The sequence below is a fragment of the Natrialba sp. PRR66 genome (genome assembly GCF_034808065.1).
Taxonomy (GTDB): Archaea; Halobacteriota; Halobacteria; order Halobacteriales; family Natrialbaceae; genus Natrialba; species Natrialba aegyptia.
In genome coordinates this window covers 254,842-281,565 of record NZ_JAXHGN010000002.1, presented here as the reverse complement: position 1 = coordinate 281,565, position 26,724 = coordinate 254,842, and the positions used below count along the sequence as shown (strand labels likewise).

Here is a 26,724-nt window from a genome sequence, read left to right as displayed (position 1 = left end):
ACGGGGCGAGACGAGTTCACGACGCCGCCCCGCTCGGGATCTCCGCGTTCGGGAGCCACCACCGCCGCCACCACACCCACCACAGACCATGAGCGACACACAACCGCCACGGGACGAGACGGACATCCACCGGCTCGACGACGATACCGTCGCCCGCATCGCCGCCGGCGAGGTCGTCGAACGGCCCGCAAGCGCCGTCAAAGAACTCGTCGAGAACAGCCTGGACGCCGACGCCTCGACCATCGACGTGACAGTCGACGCCGGCGGCACCGAACTCGTCCGCGTCGCCGACGACGGCCGCGGCATGTCCGAGGCCGACGTTCGGGCGGCCGTCAGAGAACACACGACCAGCAAGATCGACGGGCTCGACGACATCGAATCCGGCGTCACCACCCTCGGCTTCCGCGGCGAGGCCCTCCACACCATCGGCTCCGTCTCGCGGCTCACCATCCGGTCGCGCCCGCAGGACGGCGACGACGCCGGCACCGAACTCGTCTACGAGGGTGGCGAGGTCGAGTCGGTCGAACCCGCGGGCTGTCCGGCGGGAACGACCGTCGAGGTCGCGGACCTGTTCTACAACACGCCCGCCCGTCGGAAGTTCCTCAAGACGACGGCGACCGAGTTCGCCCACGTCAACCGGATCGTCACGCGCTACGCGCTCGCCAACCCGGACGTGGCCGTCTCGCTGACCCACGACGGCCGCGAGGTCTTCTCGACGACGGGCCAGGGCGACCTCCAAGCGGCCGTCCTCGCCGTCTACGGGCGCGAGGTCGCCGCCGCGATGATCCCCGTCGAAGCCGACGGCGACGAACTCCCGCCCGGACCGCTCGAGGGGGTTTCCGGGCTCGTTTCGCACCCCGAGACCAACCGGGCGAGCCGGGAGTACCTCGCGACGTACGTCAACGACCGCGCCGTCACGGCGGACGCGGTCCGCGAGGGGATCATGGGTGCCTACGGAACGCAACTGGGAAGCGATCGATACCCGTTCGTCGTCCTCTTTCACGACGCCCCCGGCGAGGCCGTCGACGTGAACGTCCACCCGCGAAAGCGCGAGGTGCGCTTCGACGACGATGATGCGGTCCGCCGGCAGGTCGACGCGGCGGTCGAGAGCGCGCTGCTCGACCACGGCTTGCTCCGTTCGCGGGCACCGCGGGGTCGATCCGCGCCGAGCGAGGCGCGAGTAACACCCGACCAGCAAACGCCCGAGCGAGAGAGAGGCGGGCCGGAACCGGAATCAAACCCGAGTTCAGCCGGCGATGAGGACGGGACTGGGAGCGAGTCTGGCGGTGCACCCGCGGCCGACGATACCGAGAACCGGACCGAGGCGACGCCGACGGGGACCGCGACCGACGATACCGAACGGGGCGGCTTCGAGTCGGCGGCCGAACGGCGGGAGGCTGAGTCGGCGGATGCTCGGGAAGTGGCGGACACCGATTCTGCCGACCGCGCGGCGGGGCAGAAGCCGGGACGGGAGCCGAATGACGGCAGTCCCACGACGTCCACCGCAGCGGGCGCATCGTCGGATACGGACACGAACACGGATCCGGATTCGAGCGCCGACGCCGCACCCGCGGCGCACGACCGACGAGCGCTCGATCCCGACCGCAAGTTCGACGCCGCGACCGAACAGCGGACGCTCGCGGGCGACGCCGCGACGGGCGCGGGCCGCGATCACGAGTTCAGTTCGCTCCCGCCGCTGCGGGTGCTCGGCCAGTACAGCGACACCTACCTCGTCTGTGAAACCGACGACGGCCTGGTGCTGATCGACCAGCATGCCGCCGACGAGCGGGTAAACTACGAACGCCTGCAGGATGCCGTCGCCGAGGACCCGTCGGCCCAGGCGCTCGCCTCGCCGGTCGAACTCGAACTGACCGCGGCCGAGGCCGAGGCGTTCGCGGCCTATCGCGACGCGCTCGCGCAACTCGGATTCTACGCCGACCGGGTCGACGACCGCACGGTCGCCGTGACCACCGTTCCCGCAGTGTTCGAGGAGACGCTGGACCCGGATCGGTTCCGGGACGTGCTCGCCTCGTTCGTCGAGGGCGACCGCGAGGCGGGTGCCGAGACTGTCGACGCGCTGGCCGACGAGTTCCTCGGCGACCTGGCGTGTTATCCGTCGATCACGGGCAACACCTCGCTGACCGAGGGCTCGGTCATCGATCTGCTCGCCGAACTCGACGACTGCGAGAACCCCTACGCCTGCCCGCACGGCCGGCCGGTGATCGTCCAGTTCGACGAGGGCGAAATCGAGGACCGGTTCGAGCGGGATTACCCGGGCCACGGTGGCTAGCGTGGTCCGCGAACTCGACGGCGCAAGCGCCGGCGGCCAGTTCCTGCGAACGGCGCTCACACTGGCGATTCTCGAGCGCGAGCCCGTTCACATCACGAACGTTCGCGGCGACCGCTCGACGCCCGGACTGCGACACCAGCACCTAGCGGTCCTCGAGACGCTCGCCGAACTCGCGGCTGCCGACGTATCGGGTGCCGAACTCGGATCGGAGACGGTCGAGTTCAGCCCGGGCAGGGAACGGCTCGCGGGCGGCGACTACGCCGTCGACATCGGTACCGCCGGCAGCGTGACGCTGCTGTTCGACGCCGTCCTCCCGCTCGCGACCGAACTCGAGTCGCCGCTGTCATTGACGGCAACCGGCGGGACGGACGTGGCGTGGTCGCCGCCACTCGACTATTTTCGGCGCGTGAAGCTCCCGCTGCTCCGGCAGTTCGGCCTCGCGGCGGCCTGCGAGTGGAGTCGACGCGGCTTCTACCCGGACGGCGGCGGTCAGGCGACGCTCCGCCTCGCGCCCTCGACGCTCGAACCGATCGAGTTGACCGATCGTATACGACCGACCGCGATCCGCGTGCAATCGACGGAAGCCGCCGCGCTGGCCGATCGAAACGTCGCGCGTCGGCAGGCCGAAGGTGCACTCGAACGACTCGACGCGCGCGACCGTGACTGTGACTGTGAACTCGTCGAGCGATCCGCGACGACAGTAGCGAGCGACTGTCCCGGATCGGCCATCGTGCTCAGGATCGACGACGGTGGCCGTGGCGGCGACGAGAGCACCACCTCGCTCGCCGGATTCACCGCCCTTGGCGAGCGCGGCGTGCCAGCCGAGCGCGTCGGCGAGAATGCGGCGGACGCCGCGAACCGGTTTCTCGACGGCACGGCACCTGTCGACCAGCACATGGCGGACCAGTTGCTCGTCTTCCTCGCGATAGCGGGCGGGCGCGTTCGCGTTCCCGCCGTCACCGACCACGTCGAGACGAGTTGCGCCCTCCTCGAATCGTTCAACGTTCCGATCGAGAAGCGCCCCGAGAACGGCGCGGCCGTCATCGCGGTCGACCCGGTCGCACCCGGAATGGCCGCAGACACCTGAGCGCGCTGTCACGCGGCCACGTGACACCGGAACAACTTATACCGGGAGCGTTCGATTGTCCCGATATGGTAGCCACAGACGGTTTCGACCAGCTCGGGAGGGCCGAGCCGTGAGCGAACTCGTCACCTTCGGCGAGACGATGCTCCGGTTCTCCCCGCCCGGCAAGCAGCGACTCGAAAACGCGAGCGAACTCGAGGTTCACGCCGGCGGCGCAGAGAGCAACGTCGCGATCACCGCCCAGCGACTCGGAACGCCCGCGACCTGGCTGTCGAAGGTTCCGGAGACGCCGCTCGGTCGACGCGCCGTCGGCGAACTCAGACAGCATGGCATCGACACGGACGTCGTCTGGAGCCATCGCGGGAGACAGGGGACCTACTACGTCGAGCAAGGCGGCTCCCCGCGCGGGACGAACGTCGTCTACGACCGCGCGGACAGCGCCATCACGACCGCCTCGGCCCACGAGTTCGATCTGGATCGAATCCAGGACGCACAGGTTTTCTTCACGAGCGGGATCACGCCCGCCCTCTCCTCGTCCCTGCGTGATGCGACGGCGAACCTGCTCAAGGCGGCGAGACAGGGCGGGACGACGACCGCCGTGGACTTCAACTACCGGCGCAAGCTCTGGTCGCCCGAGGAGGCCGAGGGAACGATGACGAAGCTGTTCCCGGGCATCGACATCCTCGTGATCGCGGCCCGAGACGCCCGCACCGTCCTCGGCTTCGAGGGCGATCCGCGACAGTTAGCGCACAAACTCGGCTCGCAGTACGACTTCACGACGGTCGTCGTCACCCGCGGCGACGAGGGCGCGATCGCCTGGCACGACAGCGTCGTCCACGATCACGACGCCTACGAGACCGAGACCGTCGACGCGATCGGGACCGGCGATGCGTTCACCGGCGCGTTCATCGCCCGTCGACTCGACGGGGACGACGTGCCGACGGCACTCGAGTACGCGGCCGCAACAGCGGCGCTCAAGCGGACGATTCCGGGCGACGCCGCGCTCGTCACTGCAGAAGAGGTCGAAGCGGTCGTCTCCGAACACGGGCAGGATATCTCTCGGTGATCTCCACTTCCAGCGGGAGATAGCGATCCGGAGACGGCGAGAACGACAGCACCGACGGCGAGTTCAGTCGGCGATCGCGTGCCGGGCTTCGGCGTCGTCACCGGCCTGATTGCGGTGCTCCTCGGCGTCGGCGCACGCGTTCAGGACTAATCGACGACTCAGATTTCGAATTCGAGTCGGCACGCGCCCGACCCGGACGGGCGAACGATTTTATCGAAGAGCGCAGATGGTCGCGCATGGACTGGATCACTCGGCAAGCGACGGCGGCGGCTGCGCCGACCGTTCGCGAAATCGCCCGCGAGAGTTGGCACGCCGCCTACGACGAGTTCCTCGGCTCGGCACAGGTGGAGCGGATGATCGACGAGTGGTACGCACTCGACGAACTCGAGGAGTCGATTGCCACCGCGAGCGACCGGGACGACGAACGCTTCCTGCTGGCCGTGCCCGCCGGCGACGCGCACGCGAGCGACCGCGAGACAGCTGACGCCGTCGGATTCGCTCACGCCGGCAGCCACCCGGACGAGCCCCCAGTCGCGTCCCTGGCCCGACTGTACGCGCGGCCACCCGTCTGGGGCGAGGGCGTCGGAACAGCCCTTCTGGAACGCGTCGAAGCCGACCTGCGGGCGACCTGCGAGCGCCTCCGACTAACCGTTCTCGCGGACAACGATGTCGGCGTCTCGTTTTACGAATCCAGAGGATTCGATCGGGTGGCAACGCAGATGTCGGATCTCGAAGGAGTCGACGGACCTGGTGAACTCGAGGAGTTCGTCTACGAAAAACGGCTGTGAACTCGGAGGTATCGAGTTCGGAGTCGGTTCGGTTTCGGCTGTAGTCTCGGTTTCGGCCTGATCTCGGTCTCGGTCTCGAGTTCGATCTACAGCGTCTTCTCGGCCTCGCTCTCGTCTACAACTTCGATCCCGCGGTTGTTGACCGCCATCGGATCGAGGCTGACTTCCTGGAGGAACTGTTTGTACTCGCGTTCGCACTGTTCGGCGTCTTTTTGTTTGTCGCTCGCGCGGTCGCAGAGTTCGATCAGGTTTTCGGGCACGTCGTTTTGGTAGACGATCCAGTGGTTGATCAGGTCCGAGAGACGACGGATCGGACTGGTGAAGTGGCCGTAGATTTCGAAGTTCAGCGCGTGGTGGCCGCCGAAGGGGTCGTTCATGTACTTCGCGCGCGGCATGACCTTCATCACGGCCCACTGGATCTTATCGAGCTGGCGGCCGGGCGCTTGCTCCAGAGTGGCGTTAACCGCCTTCCGGGGATCATCCCAGGTATCGCCGGGGATCGAAACGCCGTCTAAATCCTGGATCTCGCGGAGGGCTTCGGACCACTCGTCGGGACTGGGCTGGGGGTGGACGCGGTACATCGCCTCGACGCCGCGGTCCCACATCAGCGTGTGCGTCACAGCCTTGTTGGCTTTTAGCATGCACTCCTCGATGATCGTGTGAGCGCGGTCGCGGGAGGGGTTGAGTACCAGCGAGCCGTCTTCCTTGCGCTGTTCGTGCATCCGATCGGCGAGTTCGTGGACGAGTGTGTTTTCCTCGTGCAACGGGGCGTCGGGATCGTCGAGGCGGTTCTCGGCCTGGGAGTAGGTGAGCCGTTCGTCCGACTCGATGACGGACTTGTAGATCTCGATGTTCTCGTAGCCCAGATGCTCCTTGTCCAGGTGCATCTCGACGGTGTGGGCGAGTCGCTCCTCGTTGGGCACGAGCGAGCAAACGGTTTCGGCGAGCACCGGCGGCAGCATGTGGATCGTGTAACCGGGCAGATAGACCGTGTTGCTGCGTTCGACGGCCTCCTCCCACATCGCCGATTCGGGGTGGACGTAGTGGGTCACGTCCGCGATGTGAACCCAGAGGACGTACTCGTCCTCGCGTTCTTCGATCGAGATCGCGTCGTCGAAGTCCTGGGCGTCGATCGGGTCCGTCGTCCAGGTCGTCAGATCGCGTAAATCCGTGCGGTCGTCGATCTCGTCGGAAATTTCGGCCTGAACGTCCTCGGTTCTGGCCTCGGCCTCGTCGAGCACCGCCGACGGGAACTCGTCGCGGATTTCGAACTTCTCGAAGAGTTCGTCGCGCTTGTTGTCGAGATGGCGGGCGAGGTCCTCGGAGATTTCGACGGGACCTTGCCCTTCGGCCGTACCGGCTTCGGCCTGTGCGTCGTCGCTCATGACGTGGCCTACGGACGAGAGGGTGAAAGTCGTGTCGGGATTGACGTCGCGCGAGAATTGCAACAGTGATAGCGACGGCTGCAGTAGCGAAGACGATACAGGGGCATGAGAGGCGAGTTCAGCGCCGGTGTCCTGTCGGCGGCCTTCACGCGGAGTCAGTCACCGCCGGAAGCGTAAAGGAGAACGTCGCTCCCTCGCCGGGTTCGGATTCGACCCAGATGCGCCCGTCGTGTCGCTCGACGATACGCTTACAGAGGGCGAGACCGATGCCGGTTCCGGAGTGCTCCTCGTGGCTGTGGAGCCGTTGGAACACCTCGAAGATCCGCTCTTGATCGTCCAGATCGATTCCGATCCCCTCGTCGTGAACGGAGAGTTTCCATTCTGCACCCTCCGCCGCCTTCTCGGCGGTAATCGTGATCGCCGGGCGTTCCTCGCCGCTGTACTCGATCGCGTTCGATAGCAAATTCTGAAACAGTTGCCGCAGCTGATCGGCATCACCTTGCACCCGAGGCAGCGACTCGGCTTCGATAGTAGCCTCGTGCTCGCCGATCATCATCCGGAGGTCCTGGCGGACGTCTGCGAGCACGTCGTCCAGTTCGGTCGGCGTCAGGGGATTCCCCTCCGTGTCGATGCGGGAGTACTCGAGCAGCGCGTCGATCATGCTCCGCATGCGATCCGCGCCGTCGATGGCGAACTCGAGGAACTCCTCACCGTCCTCGTCGAACGTGTCCCCGTAGCGTTGTTCGATAAGCTGGAGGTAACTCGAGACCATCCGCAGCGGTTCCTGCAAGTCGTGGGAAGCCGCGTAGGCGAACTGCTCGAGGGACTGGTTCGAGGCCTCGAGCTGTGAGATGTAATGGAGCAGATCCTTCGACTGCTCGCGGCGGACGAGCAACGAGTTCAGTCGGCGCACGAGCAGCGACCGGTCGATCGGTGCGTCGACGATGTCGTCGACGAGGTAGGGCGGCTCGCGCTCGTGGAGGTCCGGCAGCGAGGCGTGGTGGTTTCTGTCGGCTCGGCGGATGAGGACGACGGGACAGAAGACGGGATCGCTTCGGTCGACGCGCTCCTGGAGGGCGGTGTGGTACTCGGGAAACGTGTGGTCGTCGACGAGATAGAGGTCGGCCTTGCCGATCGATTGCGTCGTGCGGATCTCGTAGTGATCCTCGAGGAGTTTCCGGAGCGCGGCGCGGTTGCCCGTCTCCTCGATGAGTAACTGGACCGTGCTCGTTGTCGGTTGCTGATCGTGTGGATTCAGCGCCATGCACGATCACCGGTGTGAGAGCCTGGACACACACGACTGGACAGCGTCCGACTGCGACCACAATCGCGGGCGAGTTCCTGTCGTCGTGTCATTCGTATCGGGAGAGATCCGTTGGTCCGCCGGATCGAGGGACGCCCTGAAGAATACCGTGGAGTCCGGTCAGCGGATCGCCGACGCGGATTCCATCGGACGTGATTTCGAACTCGCGGAGGTTGGGCTCGAAGTTGCCGGAGCGTTTCTTCAAGATCCCGATGACTTTCTGGAGGCTGCCGTCCATCTCGACGTAGCTCAGGAACAGGAGATTGTCCGCGACGTAGCTCAGGTTGTTACTCGTCGCGTTCGAGATGCCGGTGATCTGCGAAATTTCGTTCGTCACCAACACCGTTATCCCGCGGTTTTTCAGGTACCGGGTCAGCGCGTGGAGCTTTCTGACCAGATTCTCCTCGTTCCCTTGAATCGAGGTCGTGTAGCCGTCGAGGCCGTCGATCATCACGATGTCGGTTTCCCGCTCGTCGATTTCGTCTTTGACCATGTGGGCGAACTCCTCGCCCGAGAGCGTTCGCGGCTCGATTTCGGTCACCGAAAGGAGACCGTCATCGCGCATCTTGGTGACTGGCATCCCGATCGACTCCGAGCGGTGTTGGTACGTCTCGATGTCCTCTTCGAAGAGATAGACGGCGGAGTTCAGTCCGTTCGCCGCCGCTTGCGTGAGCAATTGTGTGCCGGTCGAGGTCTTGCCGGCACCGGTCGGACCGCTGATGAACGTCACGGTGCGCTGATCGAACCCGCCGCCGGAGAGTTCATCGAGGCCGGGGATACCGAACTCGAGGTGGTTCGATTCGAGGGGGTGTTCGTGGCGGTCGGGGACCAGTTGCGGGAACACTTCGATCCCGTTTCCGCGGATTTCCATCGCGTGGTCGCTCTTTCGCTGCCCGAGCGCTCGGTGTTTTGCGACCTTGATTCGGCGGCCGCCGTCGCCGCGCGTGAGTTCGATGATGCCGTCGCTGAGCGACCGGATTTCGGTATCGTACTCCTGTTCCGTCGAAGGCGTTGCGGTCGTGAGAACGGTGATCTCGCGCTGTTTGAGAAAGCGCATAAACGCGAGAATGCGCTTTCGGAACTGGTAGTCGTTGGCTTCGACGTACCGAAGCTGTGTGATCGGATCGACGACGACCCGATCGGGATCGATTTCGCGGATCGCCTCGTGGATGTCCTGCGTGTAGCGATCCTGTTCGATATCGCTCGGATCGACCAGGTCGTAGGAGTAGTCTTCGGTGAAGAACTCGGAGTCGGGACCCAGATCGAGAAACTCCGCGCCGGAGACATCGATATCGACCGCGTCGCCGTTCATGCGGATCTCGTCTTGGGACTCTTCGCCGTGAATGAAAAGCACCGTTTCGTCGTTGGTCAGCCCCTCCTGAAGAAAGTGCATTCCGAGGAGCGTCTTCCCGGTGCCGGGTTGGCCGTGAACGAGATACATGCGGCCAGGAACGAACCCGCCATGAAGGATATCGTCGAGTCCAGTGACCCCGCTACTCAATGGGGGAGCACGATGTTCCATGTGAGCGTTGAATGCACTTGCCAACCATTAATAACTGGCTTGCGTCACGTTACCGGCCGCTTTATCATGTGGCATGGAAGCAACCAACAACTAGCAGGCGTTACAGCGTGTAGGTCTCGCCGTCGAGTGCCAGTGGCTCCTCGAAGGCCTCGGCTTCCGGATAGAAGTGGGCGAGGTGGACCAGGCGAGTTCGTGTCGCGTTCAGTTCGTCGGCGAGCGCCAGCGCTCCCTCTCGGGTCATGTGTTTCGTCCCGAACGTTCGTGGGACGCCGTCGTCGTTCTCGTGTCTGCCGCCGATCGGATGCGCATCGCAGAGCGCTGCAGGGACGATGGCGTCCGCAAGGAGCAAGTCTGGCTCGGCGAGAACCTCGCGCGAGCGGTCGGGAACGGCGTAACTCGTATCTCCGGACAGTGAAAGTTTCGCACCGGTCTCCGGATCCTCGATGGCGAGTCCGTAACAGATCAGCGGGGGATGGTCCACCGGAACGAGCGTCACGTCGAACCCGCAGATCCGGACGGATTCGAGCGGCGTCGTCGGAACGACCGTGATGGGATCGAGATAGTCGTAGTCGTTGGCCACCGTTTCCGCGACGCTCTCGCCCGTCTGCGGGTCCGTCTCGTTTGCCGCGTACACGTCGAGTGCATCGAGTACGCGAAAGACGTTGCCGAGGCCGTCGAGGTGGTCGAAGTGGATGTGGGTGATGATGGCGGCGTCGGGAAGCGGAACGGACTCGCGAAGGAACTGGTAGCGAAAGTCGGGGCTAAAATCGACGAGCAGCGCCTCGCCGGTGCGCTCGTTCTCGACGTGGACCGAAAAGCGGGTTCGCTCGACACCGCGCTCTCGGGCGGCCTCGCACGTATCACAGTCGCAACCCACGGTCGGCGTGCCGGTGGTATCGCCGGTTCCGAGGAGGGTGACGCGCATCAGCGGTTCCCCTCGGGTGGCACGGATGTGGTCGCGGGCGTGCTTGTCCTTGAGAGCGCGCCGGGACTACAACCGCCGAGGCAACGCGGCGAGTTACCGCTCGTTGCTTTCCGGAGTCGGCGAGATGAACTCGGTCCCCTCCGCGATAGCCCGTTCGATGAACGGATGGTCTTCGTTCGCTTCGAACCGTTCGATCGGCAGAACGTGTACCGTGAGGACGATACCGTGTTCGAGCCCGATGTCGTGTGCGAGTTCAGTGAGTGCGCGCTCGCAGTCCGTCGCCTCGTCTGCTCCTGTCGCCACCTCGTCGTCCTCGATACCGACGAGCAAATCGGCTTCCGTCTGGAGGGTACTGTTACCGCGGACGGCCGGGCCGAACGCGATAAGGCGGCGAATCGACTCGCTGAACTCGGTTCGAACGCGGGCGGCGATGGTTTCGATCGGACCGTCAGTTCGTGCGGATTTCCCGGGCCGTGTGTCTTGTTCGGCCGGTGTCCGTTGGATAGTCTGGATAGTCTGGGCAGTCCGGGACGTTTGGGAAGTCTGAGCAGTCTCGGCGGTCTCGAAAGGCAACCCATCATCGGTCATCGCCTGCACATTCGAAGCCATCGCATAAAGGCTGTTCCCCGCAGCCGTTGGCGACTCTCGGACTCTCACCCGCAGTCGGCGAAACGAATGTCCGACGGCCGGTTAGTGGTCGTGATCGTGGTCGTGGTCGTCGTGGTCGTGGTCATGATCGTGCCCGCCGTCACTCGCCTTTCCGATATCGCCACCCGCGACGAGCGCGTCGTGGTCGCCCTCGATCATGTCCATGTTCTTCAGATTATCCCGCTCTTCGAACTCCTCGACCGCGTTGAGGAGATCCTCCTGGGTCAGCGTCGTCCGGTCCTCGGTCAACGCCTCGAGCACCGCCTCGCGAAGCACCATCCGGAGGTCGCTCCCGGTCAGCCCCTGCGTCGACTCGGCGATGAGTTGCGGATCGAACTCCTCGATGTCCATCGTGCGCGTGATAACCTGGAGGATGTCCGCGCGCATGCCGTAGTCCGGCTTCGGGAAGTTGATGATCTCGTCGAAGCGCCGCCAGGCCGCGTCGTCCAGTTGGTCGGGGTGGTTCGTCGCCCCGATCAACAACACGTCGTCCTCGATCAGCGAAATGTTGTCGATGCTCTTGAGCAACGTGTTGACCGCGCGCTTGAGCGCCGCGTGCTCGTCGCTGCGGCGAGTCTTGGCCACGAAGTCGAACTCGTCGATAAAGAGGATACACGGCGAGAGGCGCTTTGCCACCTCGAAGGTCTTGTCGACGTTTTTGGCCGTCTCGCCCAGGTACTGGGACGTGATCATCGAGAGTTTGACCTCGACGAACGGCAGGTCCATATCCCGCGCGAGCGCCTGTGCAGTCGAGGTCTTGCCGGTCCCCGGCGGGCCGACGAACAGCAACTTGCCGATCTCTCGAAGACCGATCTCGGCGAGGTAATCCCGGTGCTCGATCGCCTTCGAAATCTTGTCGATTTCGGCCTCCTGATCCCCGGTGAGGACCAGGTCGTCGAGCGTCACGTCGACCTCTTCGGGCGCGCGAACGTCGACGAGGTCGAGCATGTCCTCGTCGTCCTCGTCGTCGAAGTACTCCTCGAGGAGACTGTCGATCCAGACCCGATCCGCCTGAATCGGTCGGTTCTGCTCGCGAGCCGCCTCGTGGCTCACCGTCCCGTCGAACGCCTCGTGATCCTCGAAGTGCTTCGCCAGCGTCGGATTCTCTTGCAATCGCTCCGTCTCGACGCGCTCTGCGAACCACGATTCGGCCATCTCCTGCTGAGTGAGCGAAATCGAGCCGGAGAACTCGTCGCGCTCGGTGAACATCAACTCGGAGACGGCATCCCACGGTCGGTCGACGCCCGTCGCCTCGCGCGCGGTACTATTCGTCGCCGAGAGCGGTCGACGAATCCCGGCGTGGCGGCGACCGGCGTTCGCACTCCCGCTCCCGCCAGCGCCGCCGGTACCATCGTCGCCGCTTTCCTCGCCGTCACCGCTCTCATCGACGCCACCGGTCCAGAATACCCGGCGGAACGACGGCGGAAGATCGTTCTCGTCAAGCGTCCTGTCATCCGAATACACGCTCGTCGTGAGCAGAAACTCCACGACATCGAGCGCCGCATTACTCATTCGGTCATCGTATTCACCACACGCTCTTAACAGCGTCGTCACGCAATCGTCACGTACCCGGACACACGACAGTCCCCATCAGAGACTCTCCCCCAGAACGCGACGACCTCTCTCGTCGCAGCGTGCGGCGCTACCGCTCGCCGGGAAACGACCTCACGACAGCCATATCGCCATATCGCCATATCGACTTTCGGCTCTCGGACCACGACACCGGCACAACGACTTTCGTCCCCCGGCCCACACCCATCCGTATGGACGTACTCGTGGGACTCGGCGGCAGCGACGAATCGATCAAAACGCTCCGCCAAACGATCGACCGAACACAGGCCGTCGGCGACGACCTCACCGTCGCCATCCTCGAGAAACCCGAGGCCAAACGCAGTCAGGACGAAATGTACGAGCAGGCCGACACGCTCCTCACCGAGGCCGACATCGACGCCGAACTCGTCCGGCTCGAAGGAGACCCCGGCAGCGCCCTCGTCGACTACACGGAACAGGGCGAGTTCGACCAACTCGTCATCGGCGGCGGCACCCTCAGCCCGATGGGAAAAATTCAACTCGGCCCGATCACCGAGTTCGTCCTGCTGAACTCGCCGACGACGGTCAAACTGGTGCGATAACAATGGAGCCGACGCGAATCTACCCCGACGATCACTCGGGACCGTTTCCGTCGCCACCGACGACGATCGACGACCGAGAGGGCCGCCCGATCGAGATCCGGGCCGCCGACGATCTGACGACTGAACTCGAGGACGTCGTCGCGATGTACGACGAGTTCGATCCGAGCGATCGAGCGCAGGGGATTCCGCCGACGGGAGAAGAGCGGATTCGGGACTGGCTCGAGACGATCGCCGAGGAGAGCGTCAACGTGATTGCGCGCCACGATGGGGCCGTCATTGCCCACGCGACGCTCGTGCCGGACGTAGACGAACCGGCGGCGATCGAAGAGCGAAACGAGATCGAATGGGAACTCGCGATTTTCGTCCTGCAGGCGTACCAGCGGGCGGGGATCGGGACGCAGCTACTGGAGCATCTGCTCGGGCACGCGAGCGACGTGGGTATCGAGCGGGTCTGGTTGACCGTCGAGCGGTGGAACAATCCGGCGATTGCGCTCTACGAGCGGGTCGGATTCGAGGCGACGGGGTCGGAGAGTTTCGAGCAGGAGATGGCAATCGTGCTGGAGGGCGAGGACGGGGACGGGAGCGGATAATCTCTCCTGAAACGTGCGACTCAGACGGAGAGCACCGGCTGGCTCGCGTAGGAAAGGACGTACTCGGCGACTTTTTCGAGCACTTCGGCGGATGCGGTGTCGGTCACGGGTTCGCGCGGCAGGACGATGAAGTCGGCGTCGATATCGTCTGCAGTGTCGAGAACGACGTTCCCCGGGTGTCGCGTCTTCCGGGTCTGTGAGAAGCCGTCGTCGATCGATGTCGAGAGGGGGACGTCGCCATCGGCGGCGATCGACTGGATGTCTTCGAGAAAGCCCTGGCTGCTGTCTGCGACCTCGGTTTCGTCGACGGTGCCGGCGTCCATTCCGCGGATAACCCCCCGACCGAGGATGTACAGGACGTGGACGGAGGCGTCGTAGCGGTTTGCGATGGCGACGGCGTACTCGACGGCGGTCGCGGATTCGTCGCTGCCGTCGACGGGAGCGAGAACGGTATCGACGGCAAACGGCTCGCTGTCGTCCATGCGGGGAGATGTGCGCGCAGTCGACAAAAAGGCTCGGCCCGGTAGCAGGCTGGTAGAACCGATTCGTTTGGCGGGCGATCAGCCGTCTTGCAACTGCTCGATGCGATCGAGTGCGGCCTGTTCGTGTTCCTCGGAGTGGCCTTCGGAAACGGCGTAGAAGACGGCCCCGAGTACGCACCAGAGCAGGACGATCGCCCACTCGTAGGGCCACAGCAGCGCGGATTGACCCCCGGGTAAGTAGAGGTAGACGAAGAAGACGGTCAGTCCCAGTCCGAGGAGCCCGACGGCCGTGCCGCCCGGGACCTCGTACGGGCGGTTCATGTCGGGTTCCCGGAAGCGTAGAACGAGGAAGGAGACGGCGACGAGGAGCCAGGCGACGACGATGCCGAGCCCGCCGGCGTTGACGACCCAGGTGAGCATCTGCTCGCCGAACAGCGGTGCGAGCGCGGAGAGGCCACCGATGAAGAGGATCGCGTTACTCGGCGTGTTGTACTCGGGGTGGATCTTCGCGAACGGTTTCGGGAGCATTCCGCTCTCGGCGAGCGCGAAGATGGCGCGGCTGCCGCCGATGATGAAGGCGTTCCAGCTGGTGAGAATGCCGGCCACACCGGCGAGTGCCATGAGCTGCCCGATCGTCTGACTGTTGAACAAAGCGGCCATTGCTTCGGCAGCCGGGAGCGTACTATCGACGAGTTCAGCGCCGGGAAGGGCGCGGCTGGCACCCCAGATGACGGCGATGTAAAACAGCGTCGCCAGGCCGACGGCGGCGATGACGAGGAGGCCGAGCGAGCGCGGGGAAACGTCGGCTTCTTCGGCCGATTGGGGGATGACATCGAAGCCGACGAACATGAACGGCGTCTGGAGGATGACGGCGAAGATGCCGGCGGTGCCGGCGGTGAACGCGGGGTCGGGGGAGGGAGAGCCGTTGCCGATCGCGCCGGCGATGAGGACGGCACCGGCGAGCGCGATCACGAGGGTCATGATGATCTGGAACTGGACAGCGGGGCGGATGCCGACGTAGTTCAGGGCCGTGATGAAGACGGTGCCGAGAACGCCGACGAGGATCCAGGTGCCGTAGACGGGGTCGCCGGCGACCGACCAGAGTTCGATCGCGTCGAAGCCGGGGACGAGAAAGGCCATCGCGGAGGGCAAGGCGACGGCTTCGAAGGCGACGACGGTGACGTAGCCGAAGACGATCGCCCACGTACAGACGAACGCCCCGAGGGGTCCGAGCGCGCGTAAACTGTAGACGTGTTCGCCGCCGACGAGCGGCATCGCGGAGGCGAGTTCACCGTAGAGGATGGCGACGACGCCGACCATGAGGCCGCCGATGACGAAGGCGACGATCGCGCCGAGGGGGCCGCCCTGGTCGATCCACGTGCCTGAGAGGATGATCCAGCCCCACCCGATCATGGCTCCGAACGCGAGGACTAACGTATCCCGTTTGGACAGCGTACGTGCAAGTCCGGTCTCGGTAGTGTCTGACATACACGTGCTAATACGATCAATTGCATAAAATTCTATCGCTACTGGTGTTATTAGACATCGTTCTACATTCTATGTGGGAAAGAGACCATAGACAATCAAAATCATCAATTCGATCTATCGTGCAGTGAACTTGTTCTGCGTTCATTGCCAGCGAGAGAAACAATTACAGCAGTTGCGCAGACAGAGTAGAAAGAGACCGGTGTCGTCCTCCCGCGGGAGGACGGACACGGGAGGAACCCACAATGAGCGATGACACAGGACGCGATACGGTCGATCTCGACGAAAAGGACGTTCGAATCCTCAAGGCTGTCGCATCGACGGGCGTCACCAGCCCCGACAAGATCCACCAGGAGACTGGCATTCCGAAATCGACGGTCCACTACCGACTCGATCAGTTGCAAGAGGCCGGCGTACTCGAGAACGACCGCTACGACATGAACCTCGAGAAACTGGGGCTGTCGATCACGCTTGTCTCCGAAATCTGGGCGACCTTCGACGAGGGCTATCACCAGACGGTCGGCGAGAAACTCACCGCCATCGAAGGCGTCAACCAGGTCTACTTCACGATGGGCGAGACGGACTTCGTCGTCATCGCCCACGTTCCGAACCGGCAGATGGTCGAGTCGCTCGTCGCCGACTACGAGGCCATCGACGAGATCCGCCGCACGAGTTCGAAGTTCGTCATCACGACGCTCAAAGACGAGCCCCTGGCGGTCAACGACTTCGAGTACGAGACGCTCGTGAACGCGCTCACCGATGCCGAACTCGACGACGATACCGCCGAGTGACCGCAGGGGTGCGAACGGAGAATTGGTCGGGGGCCGTGACTTTATACCGGCCGCCGTCCAACCACCGGCCATGTTCGATACCGTCGTCGTCGCTACGGACGGCTCCGACAGCGTCACGCGGGCCGTCGACGTTGCGCTCGACCTCGCGGACCGGTTTGACGCCAACGTCCACGCCCTCTCGGTCGTCGACGCCAGCGAAGTCGACGCCTCCCCACAGCAACTTCGGGACGAACTCCGGACCGCGCTGGAGACGACCGCCGACGCCGCGCTCGCGACCGTCGAGAACCACGCAGACCACGCGGTCACGACCGCAACTCGGGAGGGACGTCCGGCAGTCGAAATCTGCGAGTACGCCCGCGAGGTCGACGCCGACGTCGTCGCGACCGGCACGCGCGGTCGTCACGGCGAGAACCGACTGTTACTCGGCAGCGTCGCCGAACGAATCGTCCGCACCTCGCCGGTTCCGGTGCTGACGGTGCGACAGCTCGAATCCATGCAACAGCCCGACGAGGACGCGGACGAGTCGACGGCCCCCGTCTGAGCACCCGTCACTGTCACGTCACAATCCGTCTCCGCATCCAGCCCCTGACGGGCCACCGGAGACCAGCGAGTACTTCCCCCTTCACATCCGACTAGTCGCCATGTACGACGAACTCATCGACAGCGGCGACCTCCCGCTCGCCCGCAAGTCGGTCCTGCCGGGCACCGGCTTCTTCCTCCCCGACGAACTCGAGGAGGACATCGAAGACGAACAGATCGAAGCCGTACTCGAGGGAGCCGACGCCGCCGTTATCGCGGACCCCGACGCCGACGGCCTCGCCTGCGTCGCGCTGATTCGAGAAGCCTACGACGACGTGCAGGCCGTCCCGGAACCGGACCCCGGGGGGGATGACGACGGCGAGGTCGCGGACGCGGTCGACGACGCCGACGAAGCAAACATCGCACTCGCCACCGGGGACGCCGACCAACCGCTCGAGGAACCCGAGCCAACACCTCACTCCGTCGCGCTCGTCCCCGCCAGCCCCCACAACGTCGAGGACGCACTCGCCCGCGTCGCCCAGTTCGGCCCCGACGGCATCGACCTCTTCGTCTGCGACCTCTGTCCCGACCGCTACGAGTACGTCGAGGCCGAACTCGATGCCGCGCTCGAAACCGCCGACAGCGTCGCCTGGTACGACCACCACCAGTGGGACGACGAGGTCGCCGCGGCCGTGCGGGAGGCCGGCGCTGAACTCGTCGTCGGCGACTCCGACGAGGAGTGTACCGCCGACGTGGTCTACCGCTCGCTCGAGTTCGAGTTCGACTCGATGTACGAAGAACTCGCGGCGGTGACGCGGGATCACGACCTCTGGCTGCGCGAGGATCCGCGCAGCGACGATCTGGCGGACTATGCTTACTGGACCGATCCGGCGGAGTACGTGGAGGTCGTCCGCGAGTACGGCGTTGACTTGCCCGCGTGGGTCGAGGAGTTCATCGCGGAGCGGCGGATCGAAAAGGAACAACTGATCGAGCAGGCGCTCGGGCGGGCCGAGTTCCGCGAGATCGGCGGCTACACGGTCGGGATCACCTACGGCCGGTGTTCGCAGAACGAGGTAGCCGAGGCGATGCGCGAGGACGGAGCCGATGCGTCGGTGATCGTCAAGCCCGCCGGCTCCGCGTCGATCCGCGGGACGGACGAGTTCGACCGCTGCCACGAGGTTGCGGGGAAGGTAAACGGCGGCGGCCACCCGAAGGCGGCGGGCTGTAAGCCCGATATCTACGACGACATGCTCGATTACGCGACCCACTGGACGTCTCGCGGTGCGGTGACGAAACAGGTGATCCTCGATGCGTTTCGGGCGGTCGTCGCTGAGGAAGCCGACAGGGGAGACGACGAAGACGCGAACCCGGACGAGATCGACGCCGAGTAAACGGAACGAGCAGATACGAACGGAGTTCGTGTGGATCTGCGGCAGTGGCGAGCGTTATGTCTCGCGAGGGTCGAGTTCGCTCGCGTCGAGTTCTTCATCGAGGAATGCGCGTCCAGCGTCAGTAAGCCGATAGAGTCCCTGCGAAATTCGCTCGACGAGCCCGTATTTTTTGAGTGTCGAAAGCCGGACGCTGGCGTGGCTGCGTGAACAGACGCCGAAGTTTTCCACGGCCTGCGGCGTGAGATTGCCTTCGTCGCGCATCGTTTCCATGATGCGTTCGTCGACTGGACGCATCCAGTCGGCCCGTTGTCGTACCACGGTTACAGTGGCTCGATTAATAGCTATATGTCTGCCGATACGTACGATAGCGAGCCTGAATCGTTCGAATATGGATTCTAAGTGTTGTTATACGATTGCGAATCGTTAGGTAACTATTTGTAAGAGTAAGACCAATACTAATTCGATCCGGCCCTTTCAGATCAAAATTCCGACGTGTCCCTAGCACGCCGGGGTCGGGTCATCTCTTCGAGGAATTTCCGACCATGCAAACCGACTCTTCGCGGGGTAAAAGTAATTCCCCAAGAGACCGCGGCACAGTTCGCCGTTTGGACGGCCGAAACACCGACTCGGGGACCGTTTACTCGCGGAAGGCACGACAACGCGAGACGACAACGACACAGCCGAGCGACCGAACCGCCATCGGCATCGATCTCGGCGAACACAACCTCTACACGGCATGTCCAGTATCCGTAACCAATCCAACGGATGCGTATACTGTTCGCGGAACCGCCCTCTGTACCTGTCTCGATGAATTACGGGCACAAACAGCACGCCTGCTCGGAAGCGAGTACGACCGCGACACGATCGCCGCGTACGTCCAGCAGCGCCGTGACGAACTCGTCACCGATATCGACGCCGCCGCTCGCGACATCTGTGAGTACGCACTCACGTGCAAGGATCCGATATTGGTTACCGAAGACACCCACTTCGAACCCGATCTGTGGTTGTGGCTGACTGCCCCAACTGCCCACTGCGGAAGTTCCTGGCTCCTCGCAGCGGCTCATCTCCGCCTTCGAACGATTGCCGCCGAGTACACCCTCGAAGTCCGGACAGTACCCGAAGCCTACTCCTCACAGGAGTGTCACGCCTGCGGCGTTCTCGGAGATCGACACCCGAACGAGACGTTCTGGTGCTCAAATGTGGACTGTCAAATAGACCATATCGATGCAGACTTCAACGCTGCAAAGGTCCTCGCACAACGATACTACGCTGGGAAGCGATGTGCACGTCGGTCTCCTCGCTCGTGAGCGGTGATGTCTCGCCAAGTGAAGCGAACGGTTCGAGAAGACAAACACACGCGATCCGGGAGCCAACCGGCGACACCGACTTCGCAGATTGAGAGCGAGAGGGCAAAGCCGAAACCGGCCTCAGTCTGTGCAACTCCGGTCGTCACTCCTGGGAGAGCACGTACCGCAACACGAGCTGGAGCACGTGGACGAAAACGCCGGCCACGGCGATGTAGACGCCGATCGTTTGCAAGCCGATCGAGGCGTTCCGGTTGTCCCTGACCTGCCAGATTTCGTAGCCGAGCCGAAGCAGAAAGCCCAGGAATACCAGCACGAAGCCGACGAGCAGCAACTCCGGCAGGACGAAGCTCCCGATCGCGATGACGCCGATGCCACCGAGGAACGCGAAGTTGGCGAACTTGCCCCAGTGCTCGAAGGTCGTACTGCGCGCGTAGACGTACCCCGAGATCAGCGCCGTGACGACGGCGACGACGACCGCCGTCAGTCCGAGAATCTGAAGCTGTGCGTCTGCAGGCGCGATCGAGAGGACGCCGGCCCCGAAGACGCCGAACGCGAGTTGCAGGAGGAGCATTCCGACGAACGCGATTCCCGTGTCGCCGTTGGTGACGCCCCGTTCCGCGACGAGCTGGCCGCCGGTGATCGCCGCACCGTAGACGACCACGCCGAGAATCGGCGCGATGCCGAACAGGTAGTCGTTGACGACCGCAAGCGGCGTCGTCACGAAGGCGTACATCAATGCGACGTTGATCGCCATCAGCACGCTCGCACCGCCGATGACGCGCACCTCTCGGCCCGTGAGGCCGAATCCCCGCGCCGTCTCGTGTGGGGTTTCGACGGAACTCATGTGTCGTGCGTACCTCGCCCGCGGGGAAAAGGCTGCACCTTACAGGCGGCCGACGAGCGGACGACAACCGGTCGAGTTCAGCGTCGGTGCCGGCACGACCGACCCGCCAGCCCGACGGTCGCGGCCGAAAGACTGTCGGCACCGCCACGGAAAGACTCGCTATCTGCGATGGCACTCCTAGACGACCTCTCCGGTTACGAGTTCGAGGATCTAATGGTCGACGTGTTCCGTCACCGCGGCTACGAGAACGTCAGCCAGTCGGCACGGACGGCGGACGAAGGACGGGACGTTCTGATGGAGGAGGTCGTCGACGGCCGACGGCGCGCGGTCGTCGTCGAGTGCAAGCACACCGATACCGTCAGCCGCCCCGTCGTCCAAAAACTCCACTCCGCGGTCGCGACCTACGACTACGACGGCCCGAAACGGGGCATGGTCGCGACGACGGGGCGGTTCACCGGCCCGGCCCGAGAGTACGCGCAGGAACTCGGCACCGAGAGCGACGGGGGCGTTGCACTCCTCGACGGCAGCGATCTGCGCGACATCGGCGAGGAGATCGGGATGGACCTCTACAACGGCCGCATCGAAATCCTCTGCGACGAGGCGCTCGCCCCGTTCCCTCCCAACACGGGCCCTGCAGCGCCCGTCTTCGACGTCGTCCGCGAGATCGAGAACATCGATCCCGCCACGATTCCGACGCCCGAGACGAGCGTCACGTTCCAGCCGATGCTCGCCATCTCGGCCAGCACGAGCGCCACCTTCGAAACGTCGGTCGGCGTTATCCACAGTCTGAACGAGACGACCGACCTGGTCGTCCACGCCGCCGACGACAAGCCGCGCGTCGCACACGGCGAGCGCAGCGCCCTCGTCACGAACCGGGCCGCACCGCACATCGATCTCGAGGACCGCCGAACTGAACTCGACGCGACCGTCGCCGCGGTCGAGCGCGAGCGATTCGGCCGAACCGAAACGGCGTACAAGGAGTGGGCGGTCGACCGCCTTCGCCAGGCCCACACGACGACCGTTCACTACACCGGCGACAACAACGTCGACTACGAGAAAACCTGCACGCCCTCGCGATCGGACGTGTCGATCCGGTCGATCGATCCCGTCTACCTCCCGCGAGTGAACTCGCGCGTCGAACTCGGGGAGTACGCGTATCGCTACGCGTTCGACGCAGCCGGGTCGGCACGGTCGACGACCAGGAACGACTTCCGGGAGTGCGTCCACTGCGGGGCGGACGACGTAGACGCGACCTACACGTACTGTGCGAACTGCGGCAGCATCAACTGCGACGACCACATTAAGACGGAGCGAGTCGAGAACGAGCCGGTCTGTACCGGCTGTGCGGTCACCGAACGGTTCGCGCTGCGCCGGAAGTACTTCTACGACGAGGCGAACCGGGAAGCGTTCCGCGAGGAGTACGCGGCGATGGCGGTTCACGAGAAGGCCATGGAGAACGTTCCCCTGGCTGTGGGAAGCGTGCTTGCGCTCTTGGTCGCCTGCATCGTCGTCGCGAGTTCGGTCGGCGTCCTGTGAGTGGGGTCGCCGCGCGGGTCCGGGTTCTCAGGCGTCGGACCAGCACCAGCGGTCGCCGCGTTCGGGGGCGCTCGCATCGAAGCCGTCGGCACGGAGCTCCGCTGCGAAGTCCGCACAGCGGTCGCCGTGATTCACGAGGATCGTCTCATCCCGATAGGACTTGATGAACTCGAGTAAGCCCGCTCGGTCGGCGTGGGCGGAGAAGTCGAACTGTTGGACCCGGGCGCTAACGGGCATCCGTCGGCCGTCGATCTCGGCACTGCCAGTGTCGAGCAGGTCGCGGCCGGGCGTTCCCTCGACCTGGTAGCCGGTCATGGCGATCTTGTTGACGGGATTCGAGCGGATCGCCGGGACGTAGGTCATCGCGGGACCGCCGTGGAGCATCCCGCTGGTCGTTATAATCGCCGTGTTCTGCTCCGCAATGCGCTTGCGCTGGCCGTCGCGGCCAGTGACGAATCGGGCGTGGGATTTCGCCCGCTGAAGCGCGTCTGCGTCGCGGACGAACGTTGGGTGGTGCTGCAGCATCTCCGTGATTCGTTTTCCCATCCCGTCCACGTAGCAGGGAATATCGCGTCGCTCGCAGATCAGTAGCATCTCCTGGGTGCGTCCGATAGCGAAGGCGGGGATCACGACGGTGCCGCCCTCCCAGAGCGTCCGCTCGACGCTTTCGACGAACCGGCTTTCGACCGTCGATCGTTCCTCGTGTTCGACATCGGAATAGGTGCTCTCACAGACCACCACGTCGGCGTCGGGGCGGGCGGTCGTGGCGGACACTAACTGCTGGTCGTCGGTGTGGAAATCACCCGTATAGAGTAGCCGGGTCTCCCCGTCGTCGACGAGCACGTGTGCCGATCCGGGGATGTGGCCAGCGTCGAAAAACGTCACCTCGTGACCGGCAGCCTCGTACGTCTCGCGGTAGCCGTGGGTTTCGGACACCTGCGTGACGCGCTGGATATCGGTCTCAGTGAACGGACACCGAAAGGTGCCGCCGTGGAGTTTCAGCGTATCCCGGGCGAGGGTGAGCGCGAGTTCACGCGTCGGCGGCGTCCAGTGAATCGACGGCCGGGCGTCGCCGCTCAGCAGCGAGGGAACCGCGCCGGCGTGGTCGAGGTGGCCGTGGCTCACGACGACCGCCTCCGGATCGACGTCCTCCGGGAACTGCGGCGGCTGTCCCGACTGTATTCCGTAGTCGAGCAGGAGGCGATCGTTGACGAGAATCGCGCTCCGGCCGACCTCCCGTGCGCCGCCCAGGAACCGAATATTCATTGCGGGCAGCTAGCGAGTCAGGCCGTTTGATACCGTCGGTTAGGTCCAGTTACGGGTACAGCTCCCCTGCTCGTATCGTCCACACCGGGTGGCGAAGTTCCCGACCACGGCACAGCTACAGGTTAGACGTAGTCGACTCCTCGGATGACCGGGCCGTCACGAGCCCGAGCAGATAGACGTCGAGAAGGCAGACCAGTAACACGGCAAGCGGGACTGCAACGTCGGCGTAGGTTACGGCATCGAACTGCAGCGCGGTAACGACGAACGGCTCACCGGGTTCGAACGCACCGGAAACCGTCCGTGCGCTCAAAAATGCGAGTGCGAGCACGTAGAGTCCGAACCAGCTCGCACCGCGTTTCCAGTAGCCCAGATACCAGTGTCCGAGGCCGGCGATAAATACGGACAGCAGGTACGCGGGCCAGTACGGCCGTTTCGACGATTGGTTCTGAATCTGTGGCATCGGTATCGATATCGGTGTGGTTCTCGTCGGAGTCAGTCTCGTCTCTCGTGATTGCTGGCGGTTTCAGTCCCCGATCTCGTTCTCGAGTTCAGTCTCGACATCGGTTTTCCGTCGTGCGGTCACTCCGCATCGTCACGGACAGCCCGTTCCTGCCCGTCGTCCGGCTGTCCCGACCTCCCGCCATCCGTCTCGAACGGAAGGCGTGTCGCCCGATCGAGGCGGGTTCGGAGCCGCTGAACGCCCGACTGCGTCGCAGCCTCGACAGCGATCGCCTCGGCTGCCTCTCGTGCGCGTTCGAGGGTATCAGTATCAGTATCAGTATCAGTATCAGTATCGGTACTCATCGCACGTTCGTCATCGGCGTCCATCTCTCTATCGATTCCCGACGGTTCGGCCCCCGGCCCTGTCGTTGACTCCGGCTCCAGAGACTGACTCACCGGCGGCACCGACTGTGAGACCAACGCTAACGAGGGCCAGACCGACACCTGAGCGGGATCCCCGCTATCGGCGTTTGGCTCCCATGATTCACTGTCCGTGGCGTGGGCTCCATCCGCGTCACGATCGACCCCATCTACCTCCCGCACCCCGTCTCGCTCACTGCCAGAGATGGCGGTGTAGGACACGACAGTGAACTCGTCGGCCACGACGGCCGCTGATCGTCCACGGTCGTGTTGACCCGAGAGTTCTCGGAGCGCGATTTCGAGTGGTCCCTCGTCGTCAGCCGCGACGGAACGGGCGGCGAGCGCAGCGAGAAGCGAGCGACTGTAGGTCGCTACCGAAGTTCTCGTCTCCTCCGGTGCATCGACGGCGGCGGCACCGAGTTCAGCTGCGGTTGCGGCGAGGGTGGATATCGGATGCGCGGACAGGCTGGTGGCAGCGGACGGAGACTGTGGCGGCGTGGGCGTGGAAGGTGTGGCATCTGACCGGGAGCGGGCGCGCGAGGACGGCTGCTGTGATCTGTCGGAGTGGTCCCCCTGGGAGGGTGCGTGAACACCAGACTGTGAACTCGAGCGTGACGCTGTTGGGTGGTCGATAGCGGACGCGGCGTCCTCGCCCGACTGCGGGTCTTGCACGCGATTTTCCACCTGGGTAGGGAGGTGAGAGTCGGTCGAATCGACGAGTGCCAGGAGTTGCCGGGAGAGCGTCGTCGAGGCGGACGTAAGCGTCCGGTACAGATCGAGCGTGCGGGCGTCGGGAATCGGGGCGTCAGCGATCGCTTCGTACGCCCCAGCGTGGAGGTAGTCACTCGCGAGGATAGCAGTATCGCGAGATCGGTCGCCCGCATAGCGGTCACCAGCAAGCAGTTCGAGTCTCAACTGGACATATCCCTCGAAGAGCGAGACGGCGGTCGTCACCGACTCGAGGACGGGATCGGTGGGAGACGAGGAGCCGAGTTCAGCTGCGAGATGACAGAGTGTAACGGGAAGCGAGCGCTCGTGCGGTGGTACTGCATCGGCTACGACGCCCCGCATTGGGGAGGAAAGGTCGGAAAGCAGGTCGTCAGCGGTCCGAATCGGCTCGTCTGTGGAGGGGTGGTCGCTCATAGCTTGCTGGGTACGTGGTGGCTAGTGGGTTGGTCGACCGTCGGTCATTCCGTTGGATCGGTAGTGTCGCGGTCCGGTTCTTGGCCAGTGCTGGTGTCTTGGTTCGGTTCGCGGTCGGTGCTTGTGTCTTGGTTCGGTTCGCGGTCGGTGCTGGTGTCGTCGGTATTGCTTTCCCGCTCGCTCTCTGAAGCGGACTCGATGGAGACGTGAGCGGGAGAGATATCGTCGCGAGATAGTTTGGACGGGAACTCGATATCAGGTGCCAGAATGTCCGCAAAGAGCCGCGTGACCGTGCTGGCACGTACCTGGTCGAGATACCGATCGCGGTCGAGCGTGAGCTGGCGAATGCGTGCGCCGTCGAGGGTTGCGATCAGCAACAGCGCGATCTCTTCCGTATCGTGGTCGACGAACTGTCCCGCCTCGATTCCGTCCGCAAGGATTTCCTCGATCGTCTCTCGAAGGTGGTCGTCACTCCGGCGGAGTTGCTCCAGGTACTGCTCGTTGTGCGGCGCCTGGGTCCGGAGTTCGAGCATGGCCGTGTGAAATGACTGGCGTTCGTTGTCGACGTCGGGTGACCCGTAGAGGAACCAGTCGACGATCATCGCGAGCCGATCGACGGGCGGCTGGCCTGCCGTCTGGGTGACGCGTTCGTCGAACCACTCGGTCAGGTAGCCGATAAAGTCGGCGATGAGGTCCTCCTTTGAGTCGTAGTGATAGAACAAAAGGGACTTGCTCTTGTCCGTTCTGTCGGCGATGTGCTGGGCCGTGAGATCGGTGTAGCCGTGCTCGCACAGCGCCTCGTAAGTTGCGGTCATGATCGCGTCACGAACGTCGGTCTCGGTCACTACTGACCTTTTGGTCAGGAACGCATAAAAGTCGTTTCGTTCCCTCCCACTGTCACGTCCGATACCGCCGGATACTGAACCGTTCGTAGCCGCCAAAGGCGAGTTCGAGCGAGCCGATCCACCAGTTCCATCGGTCGGGGACCGTTCCCGACGGCGCATCGCCGAGTTCAGCCACGACGACGGCAGTAGTCACCGCTGCGCCAACGTCGGCCTCGTACTGGCCCGCTTCCGCCAGATCGATCGCCTGTCGGACGACGACCCGAACCTCCGGTTCCGTCGCGCTGAACTCGTCGTGGAGGCGGTTTTCGAGTTGGTCCGGATCGAGTTGCATGGGCAGTGTAGGGGTTCGAGACATCTACATTTTGGTTGCGCATCGGAGCTTGCCGCGATCGTTGATATCTAACCGTGACCGTGTTGTGTCGACGGTTCTGTGTGGTGGGCGTCGCTGCGTGACCCGTCCCTGTGAGCGAGTCAGCGCGTTCCGGTTGACGGTGCGGTGCCGTCGATTCCGCTCGCACACG

At 64.1% G+C, this 26,724-nt stretch carries 26 protein-coding genes; 11 read left to right on the top strand and 15 right to left on the bottom strand.

Annotated features, from left to right (window positions below; translation table 11 throughout):
- The first annotated feature begins 88 nt into the window (after nt 1-88).
- The 4 genes from mutL (at nt 89) to SM755_RS07540 (ending at nt 5,228) form a co-directional block, all read left to right on the top strand.
- On the top strand, nt 89-2,290 hold the full coding sequence (gene mutL / locus SM755_RS07555; protein ID WP_323172130.1) for a DNA mismatch repair endonuclease MutL: 2,202 nt from the start codon (nt 89-91) through the stop codon (nt 2,288-2,290).
- Entirely contained in the window at nt 2,283-3,377 is a 1,095-nt protein-coding gene (gene rtcA, locus SM755_RS07550; RefSeq protein WP_323172129.1) for an RNA 3'-terminal phosphate cyclase, read from the top strand. The genes mutL and rtcA overlap by 8 nt, the downstream gene beginning before the upstream one ends.
- A 109-nt stretch (nt 3,378-3,486) precedes the next feature.
- A complete protein-coding gene (kdgK1, locus tag SM755_RS07545) occupies nt 3,487-4,440 on the top strand; it encodes a bifunctional 2-dehydro-3-deoxygluconokinase/2-dehydro-3-deoxygalactonokinase (RefSeq protein ID WP_323172128.1) in 954 nt (317 codons plus the stop codon).
- A gap of 236 nt (nt 4,441-4,676) precedes the next feature.
- Complete coding sequence (locus SM755_RS07540; protein ID WP_323172127.1) at nt 4,677-5,228, top strand: GNAT family N-acetyltransferase; 552 nt, start codon at nt 4,677-4,679, stop codon at nt 5,226-5,228.
- Nucleotides 5,229-5,314: 86 nt separating this feature from the next.
- Here the strand turns inward: SM755_RS07540 and SM755_RS07535 are convergent, their stop codons facing one another.
- The 6 genes from SM755_RS07535 to SM755_RS07510 all read right to left on the bottom strand — a co-directional run bounded on the left by SM755_RS07535 (nt 5,315) and on the right by SM755_RS07510 (nt 12,523).
- Nucleotides 5,315-6,613 (bottom strand): ribonuclease R family protein, encoded by a 1,299-nt coding sequence (locus SM755_RS07535; RefSeq protein ID WP_323172126.1) that lies wholly within the window; start codon nt 6,611-6,613, stop codon nt 5,315-5,317.
- Nucleotides 6,614-6,758: 145 nt separating this feature from the next.
- Nucleotides 6,759-7,877, bottom strand: a complete 1,119-nt coding sequence (locus SM755_RS07530) for an ATP-binding protein (RefSeq protein WP_323172125.1) — start codon at nt 7,875-7,877, stop codon at nt 6,759-6,761.
- An 88-nt stretch (nt 7,878-7,965) separates the two neighbouring features.
- A complete protein-coding gene (locus SM755_RS07525; RefSeq protein ID WP_323172124.1) occupies nt 7,966-9,438 on the bottom strand; it encodes an ATPase domain-containing protein in 1,473 nt (490 codons plus the stop codon).
- Between the two features lie 100 nt (nt 9,439-9,538).
- On the bottom strand, nt 9,539-10,363 hold the full coding sequence (locus SM755_RS07520; protein ID WP_323172123.1) for an MBL fold metallo-hydrolase: 825 nt from the start codon (nt 10,361-10,363) through the stop codon (nt 9,539-9,541).
- Between the two features lie 93 nt (nt 10,364-10,456).
- On the bottom strand, nt 10,457-10,951 hold the full coding sequence (locus tag SM755_RS07515) for a hypothetical protein (RefSeq protein WP_323172122.1): 495 nt from the start codon (nt 10,949-10,951) through the stop codon (nt 10,457-10,459).
- A gap of 102 nt (nt 10,952-11,053) precedes the next feature.
- Nucleotides 11,054-12,523 carry an ATP-binding protein gene (locus SM755_RS07510; RefSeq protein ID WP_323172121.1) on the bottom strand — a complete coding sequence of 490 codons (1,470 nt, stop codon included), beginning with the start codon at nt 12,521-12,523 and terminating at the stop codon, nt 11,054-11,056.
- A gap of 251 nt (nt 12,524-12,774) precedes the next feature.
- Here SM755_RS07510 and SM755_RS07505 point away from each other — a divergent pair, with 251 nt between their 5' ends.
- A complete protein-coding gene (locus tag SM755_RS07505; protein WP_006665769.1) occupies nt 12,775-13,143 on the top strand; it encodes a universal stress protein in 369 nt (122 codons plus the stop codon).
- A gap of 2 nt (nt 13,144-13,145) precedes the next feature.
- Nucleotides 13,146-13,733, top strand: coding sequence for a GNAT family N-acetyltransferase (locus SM755_RS07500; RefSeq protein WP_323172120.1), 588 nt, complete (start codon nt 13,146-13,148; stop codon nt 13,731-13,733).
- A 20-nt stretch (nt 13,734-13,753) separates the two neighbouring features.
- Here SM755_RS07500 and SM755_RS07495 read toward each other — a convergent pair whose 3' ends face one another.
- Together SM755_RS07495 and SM755_RS07490 are read right to left on the bottom strand one after the other, a co-directional pair.
- Nucleotides 13,754-14,215 (bottom strand): universal stress protein, encoded by a 462-nt coding sequence (locus SM755_RS07495; RefSeq protein ID WP_006665767.1) that lies wholly within the window; start codon nt 14,213-14,215, stop codon nt 13,754-13,756.
- A gap of 78 nt (nt 14,216-14,293) precedes the next feature.
- Entirely contained in the window at nt 14,294-15,703 is a 1,410-nt protein-coding gene (locus tag SM755_RS07490) for an APC family permease (protein ID WP_323172119.1), read from the bottom strand.
- Between the two features lie 242 nt (nt 15,704-15,945).
- Between SM755_RS07490 and SM755_RS07485 the strand changes: the two genes are divergently transcribed.
- From SM755_RS07485 to SM755_RS07475, 3 genes are all read left to right on the top strand, one after another.
- Nucleotides 15,946-16,491, top strand: a complete 546-nt coding sequence (locus tag SM755_RS07485) for an Lrp/AsnC family transcriptional regulator (protein ID WP_006665765.1) — start codon at nt 15,946-15,948, stop codon at nt 16,489-16,491.
- Between the two features lie 70 nt (nt 16,492-16,561).
- Nucleotides 16,562-17,032 carry a universal stress protein gene (locus SM755_RS07480; protein WP_323172118.1) on the top strand — a complete coding sequence of 157 codons (471 nt, stop codon included), beginning with the start codon at nt 16,562-16,564 and terminating at the stop codon, nt 17,030-17,032.
- A gap of 100 nt (nt 17,033-17,132) precedes the next feature.
- A complete protein-coding gene (locus SM755_RS07475) occupies nt 17,133-18,401 on the top strand; it encodes a phosphohydrolase (protein WP_323172117.1) in 1,269 nt (422 codons plus the stop codon).
- Between the two features lie 54 nt (nt 18,402-18,455).
- Here the strand turns inward: SM755_RS07475 and SM755_RS07470 are convergent, their stop codons facing one another.
- The gene (locus SM755_RS07470) at nt 18,456-18,695 is read right to left on the bottom strand and encodes an ArsR family transcriptional regulator (RefSeq protein ID WP_323172593.1); all 240 of its coding nucleotides are present in this window, start codon (nt 18,693-18,695) and stop codon (nt 18,456-18,458) included.
- A 311-nt stretch (nt 18,696-19,006) separates the two neighbouring features.
- On the opposite strand from SM755_RS07470, the gene SM755_RS07465 reads away from it, so the two are divergent.
- The gene (locus SM755_RS07465; protein ID WP_323172116.1) at nt 19,007-19,708 is read left to right on the top strand and encodes a zinc ribbon domain-containing protein; all 702 of its coding nucleotides are present in this window, start codon (nt 19,007-19,009) and stop codon (nt 19,706-19,708) included.
- A 142-nt stretch (nt 19,709-19,850) separates the two neighbouring features.
- Here SM755_RS07465 and SM755_RS07460 read toward each other — a convergent pair whose 3' ends face one another.
- Nucleotides 19,851-20,552, bottom strand: coding sequence for a hypothetical protein (locus tag SM755_RS07460; protein WP_323172115.1), 702 nt, complete (start codon nt 20,550-20,552; stop codon nt 19,851-19,853).
- Between the two features lie 168 nt (nt 20,553-20,720).
- Between SM755_RS07460 and SM755_RS07455 the strand changes: the two genes are divergently transcribed.
- On the top strand, nt 20,721-22,088 hold the full coding sequence (locus SM755_RS07455) for a restriction endonuclease (RefSeq protein ID WP_323172114.1): 1,368 nt from the start codon (nt 20,721-20,723) through the stop codon (nt 22,086-22,088).
- A gap of 27 nt (nt 22,089-22,115) precedes the next feature.
- Here the strand turns inward: SM755_RS07455 and SM755_RS07450 are convergent, their stop codons facing one another.
- The 5 genes from SM755_RS07450 to SM755_RS07430 all read right to left on the bottom strand — a co-directional run bounded on the left by SM755_RS07450 (nt 22,116) and on the right by SM755_RS07430 (nt 26,534).
- Nucleotides 22,116-23,354 carry an MBL fold metallo-hydrolase gene (locus SM755_RS07450; protein ID WP_323172113.1) on the bottom strand — a complete coding sequence of 413 codons (1,239 nt, stop codon included), beginning with the start codon at nt 23,352-23,354 and terminating at the stop codon, nt 22,116-22,118.
- Nucleotides 23,355-23,469: 115 nt separating this feature from the next.
- Nucleotides 23,470-23,814 (bottom strand): hypothetical protein, encoded by a 345-nt coding sequence (locus tag SM755_RS07445; protein WP_323172112.1) that lies wholly within the window; start codon nt 23,812-23,814, stop codon nt 23,470-23,472.
- Between the two features lie 119 nt (nt 23,815-23,933).
- Nucleotides 23,934-25,358 (bottom strand): hypothetical protein, encoded by a 1,425-nt coding sequence (locus tag SM755_RS07440; RefSeq protein WP_323172111.1) that lies wholly within the window; start codon nt 25,356-25,358, stop codon nt 23,934-23,936.
- 44 nt (nt 25,359-25,402) lie between these two features.
- Nucleotides 25,403-26,203, bottom strand: a complete 801-nt coding sequence (locus tag SM755_RS07435) for a TetR/AcrR family transcriptional regulator (RefSeq protein WP_323172110.1) — start codon at nt 26,201-26,203, stop codon at nt 25,403-25,405.
- A gap of 52 nt (nt 26,204-26,255) precedes the next feature.
- Nucleotides 26,256-26,534, bottom strand: a complete 279-nt coding sequence (locus tag SM755_RS07430) for a hypothetical protein (RefSeq protein WP_323172109.1) — start codon at nt 26,532-26,534, stop codon at nt 26,256-26,258.
- Between the last annotated feature and the right edge of the window lie 190 nt (nt 26,535-26,724).